Here is a 16,095-nt window from a genome sequence, read left to right as displayed (position 1 = left end):
GCTCCGCACCCACCAACGCGATACTGGCCGGTGCGGCTCCATTGCCCCGGTGCCCTGGTGGGTGCCAACCGCCCCGCTCTGGTGGGTGCCAACCTTGGTTGGCACGCCTGTCAGGCGTAGGCGTCCAGCAACCCGCGCTGGCGGATCAACTGTGCGGACGACACGTTGGTGTCGCCCGGCGACGGTTCTCCGTCACCGGCGGTCCCACCGTTGCCATATGCTCCCGACGCATTGCCGTCGCCCCCCGGGGCCTGGTGGCCAACATCAGCGTGTGCCAGCTGGAAGCCCTGTTCGCCCAGCAGCTCGCGCAGGCGCGGCAGGCTGCTTTCCAGAGCCTGTCGCACGTCCACGTGCGGGCTGCTGAAGCTGGCATGCACCTTGTCGCCGTTCAACTGCAGGCGCACGTCGACCGGGCCCATGTCGTCCGGGCTCAGGCGGATGTGGGCGTGTCCGATTTTCTGGTCGGCCAGCCAGCCCAGGCGTGCGCCAATGGCCTGGTCGAAGCCGTCGTCACCCAGCACGGGCTTGGGCGTGGGTTCGCCATTGAAGATCGCGTTGCCGGTGGCGAGCGCCGCCTTCAGGTCCTGTACGGCGGCCCCCGCCGGTGCATGCAGCAGTGGTGCACTGGCGCGGTCGCCAACGGCGGCCACGTCACTGCCTTCGCCGCGCTCGCTGCGCTTGCCGGGCAGGATCATCTCCGGCAGTGGCAGCGCGCTGGTCGCCGCCGGTTTGCCGTCGGCCGTCGCTGCGGCGGCCGCTGCTGGGGCAGTTGCAGGCAGTGCCGGATTCGCGGCAGGGGCAACGGGCAGTGCGCTGCCGTCGCTGGCCTGCGACGGTGCAGCGGTGGTCGGCAGGGCAGCGGCCGCATCCACGGTCGTCGGCATCGCCAGCACCAGGCCGGCCAGACCGAGCGGCGGCCAAGGGGCGTCTTCGGTCGCGGCGGGCTTGTCCTTGTCGGTAGCGGGTGCAGCCGGGGTCACGGCAACGGGCGCTGGCGGCGGCGCTTCAGCAGTTATCGCTTCGGCGTCGCTGCGTTCGCCTGGTGCCTGGCCACTGCTGTCAGTGGTCGACGGCTGGCTCGTCGTGGATGGCGACGGCGTGGTGGCGCTGCCGGCAGGGCCGGGTGCAGACGGCGCGCCGTCCTGCAGCAGCTGGCTGAAGTCCTTTCCGCCTTCGCTGCGCGGGGCGCGCGCCTTACTGTTGCTGGTGGCCGGCGTGGCAGGGTTGGCGCTGCCGGCGAGTGGGGAGGGCATCACGAGCGACCTCCCTGCTCGGTGCCGTCCTGGTCTTCGGCCTGGACCAGGCGCGCGCGGCGCGCACCGATATCGTCCATATCGCGCTGGTCGCGGCGGTCGGTCACCACTTTTTCCTGCGCGCGGTAGCTCGCGGCCAGCTGTTCCAGCACGGCCTTGTCACGGCTGGCCAGGATCAGCCGGGCGCGCTCGGCTTCCACCTTTTCGCGGTTGCCATTGACCGTGGCCTGCTGCTGTTCAACGGCACTGTCCAACCGGTCGAGGAAGGCGCGTCGGTTCAGCAGCTGCGCCGGGCTGGTGGCGGCCATCTGAGCGTTGGCGTACTCCTCGGCGTAGCGGCGCAGTTCGTCCAGTCGCGATAGATGGGTATCGAGCACGCGCTGGCGTTCGGCAAGGTCGCGGGCAACCGCGTCCTCGTGTTCCTGGGCCCGCTTGAGCAGGGGATCAATGCGCTTGGACTGGTTCATGGCTTAACTCTCTTGTTCCACCAGGCGCTGCAGCGCCGCCTGGCTGTGCGGGAGATCTGCGGCCTTGGCAACGTCCTGGCCGAGGAACTCCATGATTTCCGGCCAGCGCTCCAGGGCTTCGTCGGTGGCCGCGTCATTGCCGCGCTGGTAGGCACCGATGGCGATCAGGTCACGGTTGGCCGAGTAGGCCGAGACCAGTCGCTTCAACTTGCGGATGCGCAGGCGCCACGGCTCGTCGGCGATTTCCGTGACCACGCGGCTGACCGACGATTCGACGTCGATGGCCGGGTACAGGCCGCTGTCGGCCACGCGCCGCGAGAGCAGGATGTGGCCGTCGAGGATCGCGCGCGCCGCATCGGCGATCGGGTCCTGCGGATCATCGCCCTCGGTCAGCACCGTGTAGAACGCAGTGATCGAGCCACGGCCCTTGGCGCCATTGCCGGCGCGTTCGACCAGTGCCGGCAGCTTGGCGAACACCGACGGCGGGTAGCCGCGGGTGGTCGGCGGCTCGCCCACCGACAGGCCGATCTCGCGCTGTGCCTGGGCAAAGCGGGTCAGCGAGTCCATCAGCAGCAGCACGTTCAGTCCCTGGTCGCGGAACCATTCGGCGATGGCGGTAGCGCGGTAGGCACCGTGCAGGCGCGCCAGCGGCGGCCGGTCGGCGGGACTGGCCACTACCACGGCGCGGCGCAGGCCTTCCTCGCCCAGCGTGGTCTCGACGAAATCGCGCACTTCGCGGCCACGTTCACCGATCAGGCCGACCACGATCACGTCGGCGGCGGTGTAGCGGGTCATCATGCCCAGCAGGGTCGACTTGCCGACGCCGGAGCCGGCGAACAGGCCGACACGCTGGCCGCGGCCGATCGGCAGCAGCGCGTTGATCGCGCGCACGCCGACGTCCAGCGGCTGGGTGATCGGTTCACGCGCCAGCGGATTGATCGAAACGCCGGCCATGCCGACATGGCCTTCGGCGCGGATCGGGCCCTTGCCGTCCAGCGGCACGCCATCGCTGTCGATGACGCGGCCAAGCAGGCCTTCGCCCACTTCCACGCCACCGCGGCGCGCCGATGGCACCACGCGGGCGTTGGGCAACAGGCCATGCAGCTCGGCACTGGGCATCAGGTAAGTGCGCTCGCCGGCGAAGCCGACCACTTCGGCATCGACCCAGCCGCCGTCGACCACTTCCACCTTGCAGCTGGCCCCCAGCGGCGCCTCGCAGCCGACGGCTTCCAGGGTCAGTCCGACCGCGCGGCGCAGCACGCCTTCGCGGATCAGGCCACGGCCATGGGCGGTATCCACGCGCAGTCCATCGAGGCGACGGGCCAGGCGCAGGTTGCGGGCCATGGCCCAGTCGGCCGGTGGCGGCGTCGGCTGCGGATCGGGGTTCATGCATTGGCTCCGGTCTGGCGGATCACCGCGTCCAGCGCGCCGCGCAGGCGGGCTTCCAGGGTGCCGTCGATGCGCACGGCTTCGGCGTGCACGCGAAGATCGCCGCGGCTGAGGCTGGTGTCTGGCACCAGGCGCTGTTGTGGCGGCAGGCTCAACAGCGGGGCGAGGGCGGCGATGTCGTCGGGGTGCAGTCGCACTTCGACCTCGCGGGTGCTGCCACCCACCGCGTCGATGGCCTCACCGACCAGCTGTGCCAGCAGTGCCGGGTCAGCTTCGTAGGCGCGGCCGACCAGCGCACCGGCGATGCGTACCGCCAGTTCGCCCAGTGCGCCGACCACTTCGTTCTCCAGCCGCACCAGGGGGCGGCTGAAGTTGTCGAGGATGCCTTCGATCTGCGCGGCGAGGCGACGCACTTCGGCCTGGCCCTGGCCGTAACCTTCGGCATGGCCGTGCTGGAAGCCTTCCTTCTCGGCGCTGTCCTGGATGGCCTGGATCTCCTCCAGGGTCGGCAGCTGCAGCGGCGGCTCCGGCTCGTGTTCCGGGTCCGGCTCGGTGAGTTCGAACGCATCCTCCTGCTCCAGCACCGGTTCGGGCTGGGCCAGCAGGTCCGGGGCAAGCCAGCGCACGACGTTGCTCACAGCATGGCCTCCGCGCTGCCACCGATGGTGACGGTGCCTTCATCGGCCATGCGCTTGACGATGGCCAGGATCTCGCGCTGTGCGCCTTCCACGTCGGACAGGCGCACCGGGCCACGGGCTTCCATGTCTTCCAGCAGGATTTCGGCCGCGCGCTGCGACATGTTGCGGGTGATCTTGTCGCGCACCTTGATGTCGGCACCGCGCAGGGCCAGGCCCAGGCGCTCGCCGCTCACTTCGCGCAGCACCAGCTGCATTTCGCGGTCATCCAGGTCGACCAGATCGTCGAACACGAACATCAGGTCCTGGATGCGGTTGCTCAACGGCGCATCGATGCGGGCGATTTCGCCCAGGATCGCCTGGTCCTGGCCGCTGTCCATGAAGTTCAGGATGTTGGCCGCGCACTGCACGCCGCCGATGTTGGACGATTTCAGGTTCTGGTTGCCGGCGAACTGGCGCTCCATGATCTCGTTGAGTTCATTGAGCGCGTTCGGCGGAATGCCGTCGAGGGTGGCGATGCGCAGCAGCACGTCCACGCGGGTACGGTCCGGCAGCAGCTTCAGCGCGTCGGCGGCCTGGTCGGTCTCCAGGTGCGCCATCACGATGGCGATGATCTGCGGGTGCTCGTTGCGCACCAGGTCGGCCACCGCACGCGGGTCCATCCACTTCAGCGCGTCCAGGCCGGTGGTGTTGCGGCCGAGCAGGATGCGGTCGATCAGGTTGCCGGCCTTCTCGCTGCCCAGCGCCTGCACCAGCATGTTGCGGATGTAGTCGTCAGAGCCCACGCCCAGCGAGGTCTTCGAGCCCAGCTCCTGGCCGAACTGGTCCATCACCCGTTCCACCTGCTCGCGGGTGATGTCGGTCATGGTGGCCATGGCGATGCCGATCTTCTGCACCTCCTTGGGTTCCATGTGGCGCAGCACTTCGGCTGCATCCAGCTCACCCAGGGACAGCAGCAGCACGGCCGCGCGCTGTACGCCGGTCAGTTGTGCCTCAGTCATTGGCCACCCAGCCCTTGACCACCTGGGCCACGCGCTTGGAGTCGGTCTTCACGGCTTCACGCGCCATCCGCAGTCGTTCCTCATAAGAATCCACCGGCAGGGCCAGTGCGTCTGGTCCGGCCAGGCTGGCCCGGTCGGCGCCCAGCGCCGGCAGCGGCATGCCATCGTCATCGACCAGCTGCACATCCGCGGTATGCGGTTCCAGTGCCGGTTCGTCGTTCTTCCTGTTCTGGCCGGTGATCGCACGCAGTGCCGGGCGCAGCACACCGAACAGCAGCGCCAGCACCACCACCGCGCCGAGCAGCATGCGGCCGGCATCGTGCACCCACGGCAGTTCCCACCAGGCCGGCCCTTCGACCGGCGTGGTATCCCGCACGAACGGGGCATTCATCACCGACACGGTATCGCCACGCTCGGCGTTGAAGCCGACGGCCTGCTTGACCAGCGCTTCGACGCGGGTCAGTTCGGCGGCCGACAGCGGCTGCGGGCTCATCTTGCCGTTGGCGCCGGCGCGCGGCACGTTGTCCACCAGCACCGCCACCGAGACGCGCTTGATGCGGCCTGCCGGCTGGCGGGTGTGCTGCAGGGTGCGGTCCAGCTCGTAGTTGCGGGTGGCGTTCTTGCTGCTTTCGGTCGGCGTCTGCGCGGTGGCCGGTGCAGCCTGCTGGCCCGGCGGGCTGTTGCTGGTGGCACCCGGCACACCCTGCGGGCCAGGGGTGCTGGTGGTGTTCTCGCTCATCTGCTCGCTGCGCAGCTTCTGCGGCTCACCGTTGTAGAGCTCGCGGGCCTCCTCGGTCACCGAGAAATCCATGTCCACGCTCACTTCCGGGTTGACCCGGCCAGGGCCGGTCATCGGTTCCAGCAGCTCGCGGATGCGCTGGTTGAACGAGGTTTCCTGGCGGCGCACCTGCTCGAACTGGGCAGCGTTGACCGCCGCTTCGCTGTTCGGGTCGGTGATGCTGAGCATGCGCCCACTCTGGTCGACCACGGTCACCCGCTCCGGCGCGAGATCCGGGATGCTGGCCGCAACCATGTGCACGATGGCATCGACCTGGCTGCGTTCCAGCTGCTGGCCACCACGCAGTTCCAGGGTGACCGAGGCACTGGCTACGTCACGCTGGCGGGTGAAGGCGCTGGGCTTGGGAATGGCCAGGTGCACGCGCGAATCGCGCACCGGGCGCAGCGTGTTGATGGTGCGCGACAGCTCGGTTTCCAGCGCATGCTGGTAACGCGCGCTTTCCACGAACTGGCTGACGCCGAAGCCCGGGTCGCGTTCCATGAGCTCGAAGCCGAGCTTGCCGCTATCGGTCAGGCCCGAGCCGGCCAGCTTCAGGCGGGCATCGTGCAGGTTCTTTTCAGGCACGGTGATGCCACCGGTGGCCGGGTCGAGTGCGAACGGAATCTGCGCGGCGCGCAGCAGGTCGGTCGCTTCAGCGGTCGCCTTCTGGTCCAGGCCGGTGTACAGCGGGACCATGCCCGGCTTCTGCGACCAGAAGAACACGGACAGGCCTGCCGCCACCGCCACCGCGATCATCGCCATCAGGCCCAGCCGACGGGTGATCTGCAGGCTCTGCAGGCGGTCGAACCATTGCCCGGCCTTTTCGGCGTTCAGGCTGTCCTTGGAGAGCGTCAGTGCCATGCGTCTCTATTCCTTACAGCGGCATGTTCATCACGTCCTGGTAAGCCTGGACGAGACGGTTGCGGACTTCCACGGTGGCGCGGAAGGCGATCTGGGACTGCTGCGAGGCGACCATCACCTTGGCGAGGTCGGCGCTGGGGTCGCCCATTTCGAAGGCCTTGGCGAGGGCGCCGGATTTCTGTTGCGCATCGTTGACGCCGGCAATCGCACCACGCAGGGTTTCGGTGAAGCTGGCCGGCTGGGCCTGCGGTGCATCCAGCACCGTGCCCGGCAGGGCGTTGCTGCGAGGCGTTTCGCCCAGCGGGTTGAGCGCCGGCTGTCCCATCTGGGTCTGATAGGAGCGGATCTGCGAAAGGATCGAAGTGACGGAGTGGGACATCTGCAACGGTTCCAGAAACAGGGATGGGGTTGTCTGCTGTAGCCAGTGCAAGTGCCGTGCCGAAACCGGTTTTCGATTCAGTGAAGTGAGGGTTGGGGGTGCTGGCAGGGCTGCGCCCTGCACCCGCCGACGCCACGTCAACATCAACGTCAAAATCGGGCTATCCGTGGGGTGGCGGGGTGGGTCCGGTTACGGGGGACGCCGTAAATCCGTCCATGGAGGCTCGGTCGCGCCATCCATGGCGCTCACGCCCCCGCAACCGGACCCACCCCGCCTTAGACAGGTGGCCGCGATCTGTTGGAACCTGCTGCTGATGGTGGGTGCCGACCGTTGGTCGGCACGGGATCTGACCCCATTGGTGGCGCCATTTAACCGGCGTCGGTTTTCTGGCCTGGGGCTGCAGGATCCAGCGGCCGGAATTCTGGCGCTGGTCGAGCGTGGCGGGCAGGGTGCAGCCGGTGGCGGTGACAATGCCGGGGCAGAGCAGGGCGGCGAGCAGGGTGAGGGGATGCATGGTGGAGCCTCGTTGGGAGGTCCCACTCCATCCTCCGGAACGCGGCAACGTTGTCTGTAGGAATTCGTGCAGATGCGCGGCGTTGTCAGCGCGCGGCCACGGTCCCTATCCACGCATGACGTGGATCTACTGACGTCGTGCAGCGGCGCCAGAAACACCAACGCCCGGGCAAGCCCAGGCGTTCGTGCCCCCTTCATGCTGGTAGCGCGCGTCAGCCGGCCAGTTCGGCCTGCTCGCGTTCGATGCCGTACTTGCGCAGCTTTTCCACCAGGGTGGTGCGGCGCAGGCCGAGCAGCTGGGCGGCGTGGGCGACCACGCCCTGGGTGCGTTCCAGTGCTTCGTTGATCAGGCCCAGTTCGATGTTGGCCATGTGGTTGCGCAGGTCCATGCCTTCGTCGGGCAGGGCGGCCGGTGCCGCCGGGCGATTGACGGCGATGCCGTGCTCCAGCGCCGGCTGGTTGCCGCTGCCGGGCGTGTGGAACGAGAAGCTGCGCAGGTCCAGTCGCTCTTCGCTGGTGGCGGCCTGTGCCGGCGCCGGCGTAGCGACGGCGGCCAGCGCGGCATCGCCACGGTAGCGGGCCGGCAGGTCCTGTACGCGCACCGATCCACCCGGATGCAGCACGGCCAGGCGCTCGACCAGGTTGGTCAGCTCGCGCACGTTGCCCGGCCACTCGTAGCCGGCCAGTGCCTGCAGGGCTTCCGGGGTGAAGCGCACTTCGCCACGGCCGGTTCGCGCCAGCTGTGCGGCGATGGTTTCCACCAGTGCCGGCAGGTCCTCGCGACGCTCGCGCAGCGCGGGTACTTCAATCGGGAACACGTTGAGGCGGTAGAACAGATCCTCACGGAACTTGCCTTCGGCAATCCGCGTTTCCAGATCACGGTGGGTCGCGGCCACGACACGTACGTTGCAGCGGATGGTCTGGTTGCCACCGACGCGCTCGAAGCTGCGTTCCTGCAGCACGCGCAGCAGCTTCACCTGCATCGGCAGGCTCATGTCGCCAATTTCGTCCAGCAGCAGGGTGCCGCCCTCGGCCATTTCGAAACGACCCTTGCGGGCGGTCAATGCGCCGGTGAAGGCACCCTTTTCGTGACCGAACAGTTCGCTTTCCAGCAGGTCGGCCGGAATGGCGCCGCAGTTGATCGCCACGAACGGGCCATCACGGCGCGGCGAGCGCTGGTGGATGGCGCGCGAAACCACTTCCTTGCCGGTGCCGGACTCACCCAGCACCAGCACGGTGGTGTCGAACGCGGCGACCTGCTCGATCATGGTGCGCAGCGCAGTGACCGCCGGGCCGTTGCCGGTCGGCCCCTGGTCCTGCGCGGCGCCGGCCTGGTGCTCGGCATCCAGGCGCTTGAGGCTGGCGCGGCGCAGCAGCGCTTCCATCTGCGCGTGGCGCAGCGGCGTCTCCAGTGGCCAGATGTTGGCTTCGTGCAGGCCGTGCTGCTGCGCGAAGGCTGCGGCATCACCGTCGGCCAGCAGTACCGGCGGTGGCAGGCTGCTGCCGCCCAGCCAGTTGTAGAGTGCGGTGCTGGCGGCGTTGTCGTCCAGGCTGCCGACGATCACTGCCATCCAATCGTTCTGGCGCTGCCGGCCCAGATCGAAGTCGGCCGCGTCGGAGACCCAGCGCGGGTTGAAGTCCATGAACTCCAGCAGGGCAACGGTGCGCTCTGCACGCACGGCGTCGTTGTCCAGCACAAGGATGCGCGATTCGCTCACGACCGTTCCTCCCTGAGGCCTTCCAGGATCGGCATGACTTCCTGGATGTAGGACAGCTTGCTGACGAAATTGTCGGCACCGGCACGCAGCGCGTGCTCGCGGTGCTCGGCGTCGTCGAAGTGGCTGGCGATCACGATGTACGGTGCGTCGTCCTGCGACTTGATCAGGCGGGTGGCCTGCAGGCCGCCCATCTCAGGCATTGCCAGATCCATCAATACGACCTGCGGGCGCAACGTTTCCGAACGCTCGATCGCTTCCAGGCCGTTGCCGGCGCTGCCGACGATCTGCAGCCAGTCGATCTTGCGGAAGTGGCGCATTGCCGCGTTGATGAAGCCCTCGTGGTCATCGACCAGCAGGACGGTAAGCTTGTTCATGTCCAACATCCTTTTCAGCCCACCCGGGCCAGCTGTGGTTGCCTGGCGCCGAGCCGGCGCCGTTCACGGGCCGGGGCGATGTCCAGTTGTTCCCGGTATTTTGCGACGGTTCGGCGGGCAATGTTCACCCCCTGGCGTGACAACAGGCCGGCGATCGCCTCATCGGCCAGTGGCCGACCGGCCGGTTCGGCGTCGATCAGGCGGCGGACCATGGCCTTGACCGCCTGCCCGGAGACGCTGGCGCCTTCCAGTCGGACGGCGAAGAAGTGCTTCAGTTCGAAGGTGCCGCGCGGGGTCTGCAGGAACTTGCCGGTGGTGATGCGCGAGACGGTGGACTCGTGCATGCCGATTTCCTCGGCCACTTCCTTCAGGGTCAGCGGTGCCATGGCTTCCTCGCCACGCACCAGGAACGCGGCCTGGCGCTCGACGATCACCCGCGCGGTGCGCAGCAGGGTGTCGTAGCGCATCGACAGGCCGCGGCTGAACCAGCGAGCTTCCTGCAGCGCCTCGCGCAGTGCCGGGGCGGCCTCACTGGTCTCTGCCAGCGCCTGTTCGTACTGGCTGTTGATGGAGACGCGGCGACTGGTGGCCGGGTTCAATGCCACTTTCCACTGGCCATCGGCGTGCCAGGCGACCACATCCGGAACCACAACGGCATTGCGTTCCGGCAGCAGGCTGTCGCCTGGGCGTGGCTGCAGCGACAGGATCAGGCGTACCGCTTCGCGCACATCGTCGATCTCGGCGTCGTGCTGGCGGGCGAGGGCGGGGTAATCATGTGCGGCCAGCGCATCGAGCGCGCCGTCCAGGATGCGCGTGGCCAGGTGGCGGGCAGGCACCGCGCCGTGCAGGCTGCGCAGCTGCGCCTGCAGGCCCTCGCGCAGGTCCTGGGCGGCCATGCCGGCCGGGTCACCGTGCAGCAGCTGCTGGCGGATGGCTTCGACGCCGTCGGCATCGATGTCGAACTGGGCGCTGGCCAGCAGCTGCAGCTGGCCCAGTGGCGCCTGCAGGTAGCCAGCCTCGTCGCAGTGGTCCAGCCAGAATGCGGCTACTGCCAGCTGGCGATCATCCATGTCCAGCGACAGACGCTGCAGCACGCGCAGCTGCGGGTCGGTGGATTCGCCGGCGGCGATGCGCGCCATGCGGTCGTCGTCGCCGTCCTGCCAGCTGGCGCCGGCCACGTCCCACATCGACGACTCGGGCAGCTCGTCGAACGCGGCAGTTTCCAGTGTCGCGGTGGCAACGTCGGTGGCGTCGGCGGCCGGTGCTTCGGGTTCTTCGATTTCCAGCAGGGGATTGGAGTCCAGCAGGCGCTGGATTTCCTGTTCCAGGTGCAGGCCATCAAGCTGCAGCAGCCGGATCGACTGCAGCAGCTGCGGGGTGAGGTGAAGTTGTTGGCCCAGCTGGGTCGAGAGTGCAGCCTTCATCGTGGTTCCCCGGCGCCGCTCCCCGGCGCCTTGTGGAACGCATCTTGCTTTTGATCCGGCGGTGGCGGAATCGGGGGGTTCCTGAGGAGCTTCGTGAATTTCCTGACGGCGTGTAGGGGTATTCCCTACAGCGGCGCGGAATGTTGACGATGAGCTCCGCTAAGTTGCTGATTTCCGGTGCAAGGCCCGGATTGATCGGGCTGCGCCGTGTACGTATTCCTGTCGGGGAGTGTCGGGATGACGGGAATTCGACGCCGGTGAAGTGGGCGGGCGTGGGTTGGTAGAGTCGACTGCCAGTCGACTGCTCTCCGGTCAGATAGCGAAAAACGCCCGCGCGCTTCGCGCGCAAGTCGACTGGCAGTCGACTCTACCCGGCATTTTCCCGACGCCCACGGTGGGGTTGGATCACTCCAGCTCGTGCTGGTGGCGCGCGGCCAGCAGCAGCAGATCGTTGGCGCGACGGCAGCCCAGTGACTCCATCATGCGTGCGCGGTGGGTTTCCACTGTCTTGACGCTGATGCCGAGGTCGGCGGCGATTTCCTTGTTGCTCTCACCCTTGCCGATGCGGCGCAGGATCTCGCGCTGGCGCGGCGACAGCGCGGCGATGCCGGTGGGTTTCTCGCGGCCGAGCATCGGTGCCAGCATCTTGGCGGAGATCTGCGGGCTCAGGAACACCTGGCCGGCATGCGCCGCGCGAAGCGCCAGCTCCAGTTCCTGCGGCGCGGCATCCTTGACCACGAACCCGACCGCGCCGCGGTCGAGGGCATCGCGCACGTGCGCGGCGTCGTCGTGCATGGTCATCATCACAACCCGGGTACCGGGCGCGCGCAGCCGGATATCGCTGAGCGCTTCCAGACCCGTACGGCCAGGCAATGACAGGTCCATCAGGACCACGTCGGGGGCGTGCTGCAGGGCCAGCTGCAGCGCCTGTTCGGCGTTGCTGGCCTCTGCAACCAGCTGCACGTCGGCAAACCCCTGCAGCAGCCGCGCCAGGCCGGCGCGGACCAGGGTGTGATCGTCGACGATGAGAACTCGCACAGGCACGCAGCAGGTCCGTGTAGGGGAGTCCACCTTAACTTAGCTGAACGGGCGCGCCAAGGCTTGCCCGCCAAGCGTGATGGTGGCAGGTTTCAGCGCGCCCGGCGTGCCTCGGCCACCTGGCGCCGGTGCAGGCGGAACAGGTGGCGCTCCATGGCCATTTCCAGGCCATCGCCAAGGCGCTGGAAGCGCAGCCACAGATAGTGGCCGCCGCCGCCATCGGCCGCTTCGGCAATCACTTCTACCGGCAGGTCGATATGGTCGGGCAGCCAATCACTGGGCTGCAGACGGACCAGGCCCGCCTGGCCGGGGCTGGCGCCACTGCGCGGGCCCAGTTGCAGGCGGATGCCACGGCGCGACCAGCGCACCGGGCGCAGGGTCAGTTCCTGGCCCTGCTGGCGGACCAGGCGGCCAAGCAGCACCATCGCCAGATCCAGCTTCGCCTCCAGCCGCTGCAGTTGCAGGCTGGCTTCATTGCGGTCGTCATGCTCGTCAACGCGGCTGTCTTCAACCAGCGCCAGGCTGCGCAGCAGGCCCTCGGCACTGCCGGTACGGCCGGTGCCACTGCCTGCCTGGAATTCGGCGGGCAGTGCCAGCTCGCAGCTGAGCGTTTCGTCGAACAGCTCGCTTTCGGCGGGATGGTGCAGCGACGTTGTCGGCAGTTGGGTCATGCCAGCGATTCTGCCTGCAGGTAGGCATGGGCCGCGCGAAGAGAGCGCTGGCCGTCATTCATCAGTGCTGCCACCGCATCGCGACGCTGGCGCAGCAGGCCCAGCAGGTTCTGCTGGCGCTCGAACAGCGCACTGAGCGGTGCGTGGTCGTCCGAGGTCAGCGGCTGGCTGAGCAGGGCATGCAGCGTGCTGTCGTGACCGTCGAGCAGGCTGTCGGCCTGGTCGAGGGCGTCTTCGCCCAGGGCCTTTTCGAAGGCGTCCAGCTGGGCGTGCAGTTCGTGCAGGCTCATGGCGCCACCGCGGCCGGGCGGCGCTGTTCCTGTGGGATTGCATTCCAGGCGCTGTCGATCTCGCCCAGCAACTGCAGGGATTCATCGAGGGCGGCACGGTCGTTGTGCAGGTTGGCCTCGGTCAGGCGCTGCAGCACGTAGTCGTAGAGTGCCGACAGGTTCCCGGCGATTTCACCGCCAGCCTCATGATCCAGCGAGCCATTGAGGTGGCCGACGATCGCGCAGACCTCGCCGATCGCCTTGCCCTTGCCGGCCTGGTCGCCACGCTCGAGGCTGGCCAGGGCGCGCCGCACGCGCTCCAGCGCGCCGGCCAGCAGCATCGCCACCAGCTTGTGCGGATCGGCATCGGCGACCGCACTGGTCACTCCCACCTGGCGGTACTGCTCGGCATATTGACGGCTGGAACCGTACATTCGTGATTCTCCTTGCGCGGGGTGCCGCCGGACGGTCGTGGGGACCGCTGCCGGCGGTGCGGCGTTGATTGCTGTTGCGTCCGTTATCGGTGCGTTGCACGCCAAACTTGAGCGTTGCACGCAGTCCTTTAGCGGTTCAGCTGTGCCAGCTGCTGCTGCAGCGACGTATTGCTCTGCTGCAACTTGCCCATCAGGCTGTCCAACGCGATGAACTGCTTCTTGTAGCGCTCTTCCACGTTCTTCATGCGCGTGTCGAGGTCCTTGCGGCGCTTGTCGATGTTGTCCAGCGTGGTGTTGAGGCCCTTGGTGCGGGCGACGAAGGCGCCTTCCTTGCCGACCGTGGTGCTGACGTAGCCGTCGACCATGGTGTAGAGCGTGCCGGCACCGCCGGTGTCACCGGTGATTGCCGAGCGGATCTTCTCGGGCTGACTGGCCAGCGCGGCGGCAAACTTGGTGGCGTCCAGCACCAGGCTGCCGTCGGCGTTGGGGTAGCCACGCGTCTGCAGTCCCAGCGTTTTCGGGTCCAGGCCATCGGCGGACAGTTCCTTCAGCACGCCCGACATCACCGAGCGCAACTGGCTGGAGGCACCACGCATCTGCGCGTCGCCGGTCAGCGTGGCGGCTTCCTTGGTCTTGGCGTCGTACTTGGTCTCGGTGTTGATCGCCGCGATTGCTGCGTTGTAGGCGGTCACGAACTCCTGCATCACCTTGGTGGCTGCAGTGGTATCGGTGCTGATCACGACGGTGCTCTTGCCCTTGACCTTGAGGTTCAGGGTCAACCCCGGCACGGCGTCGGCCACGGTGTTGCTGGCGCTGACCACCGTGACGCCATCGATGGTCAGCTCGGCATCGGCTGCCGCGGTGTTTTCCTGGAGGCTGCCCACCAGTGCGGTCAGTTTCGGGTCGCTGCCGCCGTATTCGAGCTTGATGGCATTGGCGGCGCCGGTCTTTTCCTGGGCAATCGACAGGTACTGGTTGTCGCCCGAGGCGATCAGGGTCGCCTGCACGCCTTCCTTGCGGCCTGCGGCGTCGATCTTGTTGCGCACGGTGGTCAGCGTATCGCCGGCTTCCACCTCGACCTTCATCGTCTTTGCCTTGTCGCCGACGCCAACGGTCAGCGTCAAGGTTCCGGCGCCGAAGGTGTCGGTCTTCCCTACCGAGGTATTGGCAATCAGCTTGTGTGCGGTGGCAAGGGATTTCACCTCCACCTGGTGGGTGCCATTGGAGGCTGCTGCCTTGGTCGTGCCAAGGTCGTACAGTGCCACCGAGGCCGTCAGCACGTCGTCGGTGTTGGCGGGTTGCGCCTTGCCGGTGGCGGTCACGGTGCGGGTATCGAAGGCGGTGGTGGCCTTCAGTGCGGTCAGCGCGGTCTTCAGCTTGTCGAAGGCCGCAGTGACGGTGCCGATCGACGACAGCTGCATCTTGGCCTTGGACTGCTGCAGGTTCAGCGCGTTGTCGGCGGGCTTGCGGTCGGCCGCGACCAGCTGGTTGACGATGTCCGAGATGTTGAGCCCCGAGCCAATGCCACCGTATCCAAAGCTTGCCATGTGATTCTCCTGGTATCCGGGCCTGGCCGTCGTGCGGTGGCCCGTCGTCAACGAAAATAGCGGCCTGCGCCGCTGGGTCTTGAGGACTTCGTTGATGCACGTGCCGTGCCAATGGTCTGGCGCAGGTTCTGGCACGCGGGTTGCAGGAAGGCTGGGGCAGGGTGCGGGTAGGTTCACCGCGGGCTGCCGGGAGTCTGCAAAAAGCCCTCCCCCAATGCAGGGGAGGGATCAGGCTACTGACAATCGGGGGGAGACGAAGCCGCCCGGTACGTACAGTCAAAGGTACAGCGCTGAAAGAGAGGTCCGCAGGAGCGGGCGATGCCAAGCCGGTTCGGGAGTGATCCCGGGCCGGGCATGGCCCGCGCCTTCGTGCATCGTGGCTTCCCGGTTGCCGCTACCGTCGGTTCGACCCGACGGTAGCGGCGCCTTCTTGCCGTGGATCAGCGCAGCAGGCTGAGCACGCCCTGCGGCACCTGGTTGGCCTGGGCCAGCATGGCCGTACCGGCCTGCTGCAGGATCTGGGTGCGGGTCAGTTCTGCGGTTTCCTTGGCGAAGTCGGTGTCCTTGATGCGGCTGCGCGACGCCGACAGGTTTTCCGACGAGGTCTGCAGGTTGGCGACGACCGAGGTGAAGCGGTTCTGGATCGCACCGAGGTCGGCGCGGGTGCTGTTGATCGCACCCAGGGCCTTGTCGACCACTTCCATCGCCTGCTGCGCGCCCTTCACGGTGGACACGTCGATCTTGTCGGCGAAGCTCTTGGCCACTGCGGTGGTGCTGGCGGTGATGTCGGCCGGGCCGGTGGCGATGCCGGTCCAGGTGCCGGTTTCCACGGCGATACCGAGGAAGGCGCCATTCTTGTCGACGCTGTCCTTGACCGAGCTCAGGTTGATCTTGCCACCACCGGCAGCGTCGACCTCGGCCAGGACGCCGGTCTCACCGATCTTGGCATTGATCGCAGCGACCATGGCCTTGGTGGCGGCGTCCTGGGTCTTGGTGCCATCGGCACCGCCCTGGGCGGCCACGTCGATGTCGGCGATGCTGATTGCCGAACCTGCGCCGTTGGTGATGGTCATGCCGCTGACCTTCACGCCGGTTGCGCCGTCTGCCGGAGCGGCGATGGTGAAGCTGACCGAATCGAACATCGCACCACCCAGGGCATTTGCCTTGGCATCGATGGTCTTGTCGATGGCAATGGCCTGGCCCGCATTGGCGCCGACCTGGAACAGCTGGCTGGAGAACGAGCCGTCCAGCAGCTTTGTGCCGTTGAAGTCCGACTGCTTGGCGACGCGGTCGATTTCGCTGACCAGCTGGGTCACTTCGGCCTGCAGGGCCTTGCGGTCGCTG

Annotated in this window: 16 protein-coding genes; all 16 read right to left on the bottom strand. The window is 67.5% G+C overall.

All coding sequences use genetic code 11. The features are described 5' to 3' along the window. Positions 1–110: 110 nt before the first annotated feature. Positions 111–1,253, bottom strand: coding sequence for a flagellar hook-length control protein FliK (locus tag AC5P9P_RS19990; protein ID WP_495233059.1), 1,143 nt, complete (start codon positions 1,251–1,253; stop codon positions 111–113). Next, the gene (gene fliJ, locus AC5P9P_RS19985) at positions 1,253–1,720 is read right to left on the bottom strand and encodes a flagellar export protein FliJ (RefSeq protein ID WP_495233058.1); all 468 of its coding nucleotides are present in this window, start codon (positions 1,718–1,720) and stop codon (positions 1,253–1,255) included. Before fliJ ends, AC5P9P_RS19990 begins: the two co-directional genes overlap by 1 nt. A 3-nt stretch (positions 1,721–1,723) precedes the next feature. Further along, positions 1,724–3,109, bottom strand: a complete 1,386-nt coding sequence (locus tag AC5P9P_RS19980; protein WP_005413257.1) for a FliI/YscN family ATPase — start codon at positions 3,107–3,109, stop codon at positions 1,724–1,726. Beyond that, a complete protein-coding gene (locus tag AC5P9P_RS19975; protein WP_005409549.1) occupies positions 3,106–3,747 on the bottom strand; it encodes a FliH/SctL family protein in 642 nt (213 codons plus the stop codon). The genes AC5P9P_RS19980 and AC5P9P_RS19975 overlap by 4 nt, the downstream gene beginning before the upstream one ends. Next, positions 3,744–4,730: a flagellar motor switch protein FliG gene (fliG, locus tag AC5P9P_RS19970; RefSeq protein ID WP_024958226.1), complete on the bottom strand. Its 987-nt coding sequence runs from the start codon at positions 4,728–4,730 to the stop codon at positions 3,744–3,746. Before fliG ends, AC5P9P_RS19975 begins: the two co-directional genes overlap by 4 nt. 7 nt (positions 4,731–4,737) lie before the next feature. Then, positions 4,738–6,384 carry a flagellar basal-body MS-ring/collar protein FliF gene (fliF, locus tag AC5P9P_RS19965; RefSeq protein ID WP_033833132.1) on the bottom strand — a complete coding sequence of 549 codons (1,647 nt, stop codon included), beginning with the start codon at positions 6,382–6,384 and terminating at the stop codon, positions 4,738–4,740. 13 nt (positions 6,385–6,397) lie between these two features. Next, entirely contained in the window at positions 6,398–6,763 is a 366-nt protein-coding gene (gene fliE / locus AC5P9P_RS19960) for a flagellar hook-basal body complex protein FliE (protein WP_005409552.1), read from the bottom strand. A 725-nt stretch (positions 6,764–7,488) separates the two neighbouring features. Further along, on the bottom strand, positions 7,489–8,994 hold the full coding sequence (locus tag AC5P9P_RS19955; RefSeq protein ID WP_495233057.1) for a sigma-54 dependent transcriptional regulator: 1,506 nt from the start codon (positions 8,992–8,994) through the stop codon (positions 7,489–7,491). Then, positions 8,991–9,368 (bottom strand): response regulator, encoded by a 378-nt coding sequence (locus tag AC5P9P_RS19950; RefSeq protein WP_033833134.1) that lies wholly within the window; start codon positions 9,366–9,368, stop codon positions 8,991–8,993. Before AC5P9P_RS19950 ends, AC5P9P_RS19955 begins: the two co-directional genes overlap by 4 nt. Before the next feature lie 14 nt (positions 9,369–9,382). After that, the gene (gene rpoN, locus AC5P9P_RS19945) at positions 9,383–10,792 is read right to left on the bottom strand and encodes an RNA polymerase factor sigma-54 (protein ID WP_288468586.1); all 1,410 of its coding nucleotides are present in this window, start codon (positions 10,790–10,792) and stop codon (positions 9,383–9,385) included. A 405-nt stretch (positions 10,793–11,197) separates the two neighbouring features. Continuing rightward, positions 11,198–11,830 (bottom strand): response regulator, encoded by a 633-nt coding sequence (locus tag AC5P9P_RS19940; RefSeq protein WP_005413261.1) that lies wholly within the window; start codon positions 11,828–11,830, stop codon positions 11,198–11,200. Between the two features lie 92 nt (positions 11,831–11,922). Beyond that, the gene (locus AC5P9P_RS19935) at positions 11,923–12,501 is read right to left on the bottom strand and encodes a PilZ domain-containing protein (RefSeq protein WP_005413262.1); all 579 of its coding nucleotides are present in this window, start codon (positions 12,499–12,501) and stop codon (positions 11,923–11,925) included. Then, on the bottom strand, positions 12,498–12,791 hold the full coding sequence (locus tag AC5P9P_RS19930; protein ID WP_005413263.1) for a hypothetical protein: 294 nt from the start codon (positions 12,789–12,791) through the stop codon (positions 12,498–12,500). Before AC5P9P_RS19930 ends, AC5P9P_RS19935 begins: the two co-directional genes overlap by 4 nt. Beyond that, complete coding sequence (fliS, locus tag AC5P9P_RS19925) at positions 12,788–13,204, bottom strand: flagellar export chaperone FliS (protein WP_005409561.1); 417 nt, start codon at positions 13,202–13,204, stop codon at positions 12,788–12,790. The genes AC5P9P_RS19930 and fliS overlap by 4 nt, the downstream gene beginning before the upstream one ends. Positions 13,205–13,332: 128 nt before the next feature. Then, positions 13,333–14,751, bottom strand: coding sequence for a flagellar filament capping protein FliD (fliD, locus tag AC5P9P_RS19920; RefSeq protein WP_012480116.1), 1,419 nt, complete (start codon positions 14,749–14,751; stop codon positions 13,333–13,335). A 440-nt stretch (positions 14,752–15,191) separates the two neighbouring features. Beyond that, positions 15,192–16,095, bottom strand: a 904-nt coding sequence (locus AC5P9P_RS19915; RefSeq protein ID WP_495233056.1) for a flagellin, incomplete at its 5' end; no start/stop codon positions are given.

Source organism: Stenotrophomonas sp. YJH_SMC_14-1 (assembly GCF_059372275.1).
This window is presented reverse-complemented; position numbering and strand designations above follow the sequence as displayed.